The organism is Streptomyces sp. NPDC102270, assembly GCF_044766405.1.
GTDB lineage: Bacteria > Actinomycetota > Actinomycetes > Streptomycetales > Streptomycetaceae > Streptomyces.
The window spans coordinates 1-3,805 of sequence record NZ_JBIWLX010000065.1; the positions used below are offsets into that span (position 1 = coordinate 1).

At 67.4% G+C, this 3,805-nt stretch carries 5 protein-coding genes and 1 pseudogene; 5 read left to right on the forward strand and 1 reads right to left on the reverse strand.

From position 1 onward, the window contains the following. A pseudogene (locus ACIRP7_RS45540) lies at positions 1 to 229 on the forward strand (hypothetical protein); the annotation flags it as partial. A gap of 34 nt (positions 230 to 263) precedes the next feature. Here ACIRP7_RS45540 and ACIRP7_RS45545 read toward each other — a convergent pair. Beyond that, positions 264 to 422, reverse strand: a complete 159-nt coding sequence (locus tag ACIRP7_RS45545; RefSeq protein WP_403672955.1) for a hypothetical protein — start codon at positions 420 to 422, stop codon at positions 264 to 266. A 529-nt stretch (positions 423 to 951) separates the two neighbouring features. Between ACIRP7_RS45545 and ACIRP7_RS45550 the strand changes: the two genes are divergently transcribed. From ACIRP7_RS45550 to ACIRP7_RS45565, 4 genes are read left to right on the forward strand one after another with little or no spacing between them, the layout of a single operon-like run. Continuing rightward, positions 952 to 1,863, forward strand: coding sequence for an alpha/beta hydrolase (locus ACIRP7_RS45550; RefSeq protein ID WP_403672958.1), 912 nt, complete (start codon positions 952 to 954; stop codon positions 1,861 to 1,863). A 36-nt stretch (positions 1,864 to 1,899) separates the two neighbouring features. After that, a complete protein-coding gene (locus tag ACIRP7_RS45555) occupies positions 1,900 to 2,499 on the forward strand; it encodes a flavodoxin family protein (RefSeq protein WP_403672961.1) in 600 nt (199 codons plus the stop codon). A 47-nt stretch (positions 2,500 to 2,546) separates the two neighbouring features. After that, on the forward strand, positions 2,547 to 2,939 hold the full coding sequence (locus ACIRP7_RS45560) for a nuclear transport factor 2 family protein (protein WP_403672964.1): 393 nt from the start codon (positions 2,547 to 2,549) through the stop codon (positions 2,937 to 2,939). Positions 2,940 to 2,964: 25 nt separating this feature from the next. Further along, entirely contained in the window at positions 2,965 to 3,663 is a 699-nt protein-coding gene (locus ACIRP7_RS45565) for a type 1 glutamine amidotransferase domain-containing protein (RefSeq protein WP_403672966.1), read from the forward strand. Positions 3,664 to 3,805 lie beyond the last annotated feature (142 nt).

Below are 3,805 nucleotides of genomic sequence, written 5' to 3' on the forward strand. Positions count from 1 at the left end.
CGGCGAGTACTTACTGGGTGGCGCCACTTCTTCCTCGTTTCCTTGTTCAGGACAACCCTATTGGGTGCCCGTCCGGAAACTTCGTGGCCCCTCACTCTCTCTACGTCCTGCCAGGCTCCATGAACAGGCTAGCGGCCGCAGCACGGCGCATCATGAGACGGAACAGGCCGCGAGCAGAGAGGGGAACACCCTGGCCACAGCCTTCTGCCGCATGCTCAGCACAAGCTGATGTCGTGAACGGACCAGCCGCGGGCCGTCATCGCCTAGATGTGCGGTGCGGCTCTTGTCCAGTGCGCGGCGAAGGCGAGTAGGTGAGTGGGGCGGGTGGCGCCGACAAAGACGAGTTGCGCCGCGCGCTGGATCGTGAACAGGGCCTTGGAGGCGTCCTGCTGCCGACTCAGGAGTCCGAGGACCTCGTGCACGTCGTACTTCTTGCCGCTGCGTTCCAGGCATTCGAGGATGAGGGTGGCCGTGTATGGGTTTCGCCCTTGGCGCTCTGGATCGATCCCGCAACCAACGCCACCACGCCCCCTACCGGCGCTGCGAACGCCGGCTCACTCGGTGACCATCACAGGATCATTCGGGAAGGTACGCCCTCCGCGCGCCTCCCCGAACCGATCCACAAGTTCCTGAGCATTGCTCCAGCGCCGTGACCGACGGTCCCGTTCCGGGCATAGCCGCCCACGCACCGAGAGCAGGCCCTCGATCTGGTCCTCGCAGGGCTGCATACCTCGGCCGCCGACCGGCCCACGAAACCCGGCCCGGCACCGCACCGAACTCCGGGATCTGGAACGCGTCAGAGGAATGAGGCGGGGAGTCGCCTGCCCTGTAATTCATATCCAGGGGACGGTTTCTTCCCCCCATCGTGAGTGGACATCATCTCGGCACCAGCGAATTATGGTGTGCGGACCGCCGGTTGGTGGGTCGAGGGCGACAAAGAGGAACGGTGCCGTGGTCGAGACTGTTTCATTCAAGAACAAGGCAGTGGAAATCGCGGGACACCTTCACCTGCCGGACGACTTCGACAAAGAAAAGAAGTACCCGGCCCTCGTCGGAATTCACCCGGCCGGCGGCGTGAAGGAACAGACCATCGGCCAGTACGCGAACCAGCTGGCTTCCCACGGATTTGTCACCGTGGTCTACGACTCCTCCTATCAGGGAGAAAGCGGCGGCAAACCACGCCTCCTCGAGGACCCGACGACCAGAGTGGAGGACGCGCGCTGCGCGGCGGACTTCCTCACCACCCTCCCGTACGTCGACACCGAGCGGATGGGCGTCTTCGGTATCTGCGCCGGCGGCGGTTACGCGATCAGCGTGGCGCAGACGGAACGCCGATTCAAGGCGGTGGCCACGGTCAGCGCAGCTCCGATGGGCGAAGGCTCCAGGGGCTTCCTGGGGCACCTGTCTCCGGTGTCCGAGCAGATCGAGACCCTGGAAATGGTCGCTCAGCAGCGCACGGCGGAGGCGAGGGGAGCAGCACCTGCCTACGCCCCGTTCGTCCCGGAGACGCTGGAGGAGATCGACGACAACACACCGGATCTCCTGCGAGAGGGATACGACTATTACCGGACTCCGCGTGGTCAGCATCCCCGTTCGAAGGGCCGTTTCCTGCTGACCAGCATGGACAAGATGTTCGCCTTCTCGGCGTTCGATCAGATTCCACAACTGCTGACCCAGCCACTGCTCCTCATCGCGGGGAGCAAGGCGGACACAAAGGTGTTCAGCGACCAGGCGTACGAGCTTTCCAGGGGCCCGAAGGAACTGTTCGTCGTCGACGGCGCGACACACATCGCCATGTACGACGTTCCCGAGTACATGGATCAGGCGCTCACCAAGATGGTGAAGTTCTTCGCCGTCCTTTAGTCCCGCCGAAGAAATCATTCGAGGAGCACGATCACCATGTCCCATCCCGGCCCGCCCACCGTCGCCATCGCCTTTCATTCCGGCTACGGCCACACGGCCGTCATCGCCGAAGCCGTGGCGCGGGGTGCCGTGGGAGCCGGCGCCGAGGTCGTCTCGATCTCCGTCGACACCATCACCGACGAGCAATGGGTGCAGCTGGACGCCGCCGACGCGATCATCTTCGGCGCCGCCACGTACATGGGCACGGCCTCCGCGGCCTTCCACACCTTCGCCCAGGCCAGCAGCAAGCGCTGGTTCCCGCACGCCTGGGTGGACAAGCTCGCTGCGGGTTTCACCAACTCCGGCGCCAAGAGCGGCGACAAGTCATCCACCCTGGGGTACTTCGCCACCCTCGCCGCCCAGCACGGCATGCACTGGATCAGCCTGGGCCTGCAGCCGGGCTGGGACTCCACCAAGGGCAGCGAGGACGACATCAACCGGCTGGGCTTCTTCCTGGGCGCCGGCGCCCAGAGTCCGACCGACGCCGGCCCCGAGGCGGTCCACCCGTCGGACATCGCCACCGCGGAGCACCTGGGCGCGCGCGTCGCCCGCCAGGCCGCGATCTTCCGCGCCGGGCTGGCCGCCCTCGCGGCCTGACACAGGACCACTTTTCCGCTTCATCCACCCCCCGCAAGGAGCACGCCATGTCCGATTCCCCGAGCCTCGCCCTCATCCGCCGGGTCTACGAGTCCCGAATGGCACCCGAGGTCACCAAGGAGGTGATGGCTCCGGACTTCGTCTGGGACATCACCCCCGGCTTCCCGAACAGCGGTGTCTACCACGGCTGGGACAGCGTGGCCAAGGACTTCTTCGGCAAGACGATGTCGAACTACGAGTCCTTCGGCGCAGTGCCGGAGGAGTTCTACGCGGACGAGGCCGGCCATGTCTTCGTCTACGGCCACTACCACGCCGAGACCAAGACCGGGAACAAGGCCGACGTCCGGTTCATCCACCTGTGGACCGTCCGTGACGGCCAGGCCGTGGAAATGCGGCAGGCCGCCGACAGCCACGTCCTCCAGGAAGCCCTCAAGGGCTGACACTCCCCCTCATCAGGAGCTCTCCATGGCGAAGATCCTCTTCGTGATCACCGCGTCCGACCACTGGACGCTGGCCGACGGAACCCGCCATCCGGCCGGTTTCTGGGCCGAGGAGGCCATCGGCCCCTACCAAGTCTTCAAGGAGGCCGGATACGGGATCGCGGCTGCGACGCCGGGCGGCGTTCCGCCGACAGCGGACGCGCTCAGCCTCACCGCGGACTTCAACGGCGGCGAGGAAGGCGCCGAGCGCATGCGGACCGCGCTGCGGGAGGCCACCGAGCTGGCGCACCCGATGCGCATCGAGGACGTGAACGTCGACGACTACGTGGCCGTCTTCTACCCCGGCGGCTGGGGTCCGATGGAGGACCTGCCCGACGACGTTGCCTCCGGCAGGCTGCTCACCGACTGGCTCGCCTCCGGCAAGCCCGTTTCCCTGGTCTGCCACGGCCCGGCGGCGCTGCTCGCGACCATCGGGCCCGACGGGACCTCCCCGTTCACCGGCTACCGCCTGACCGGCCTGTCCAACGCCGAGGAGAAGCAGAACGGTCTCGCAGAGCGCGCGAAGTGGCTCCTCCAGGACCGCCTCGTGGGCGAACTCAAGGCCGACTACCGTGAGGCGGACCCGTTCACCCCTCACGTCCAGGTCGACCGCACCCTGTTCACCGGACAGAACCCGGTTTCGGCGGTTCCGCTGGCCCAGGAACTGGTCAAGGCACTGAGCTGACGCCCCGAAAAGGCTCCCGCCGGGGGGGGGGGGGGGGGGGGGGGGCCCGGGCGCCCGGCCCCGCCCCCCCCCCCCCCCCCCCCCCCGGCGGCCGCCCCCCCCCCCGCCGCCCCGCGGGGGCGGGGGGGGGGGGCCGCCCGCG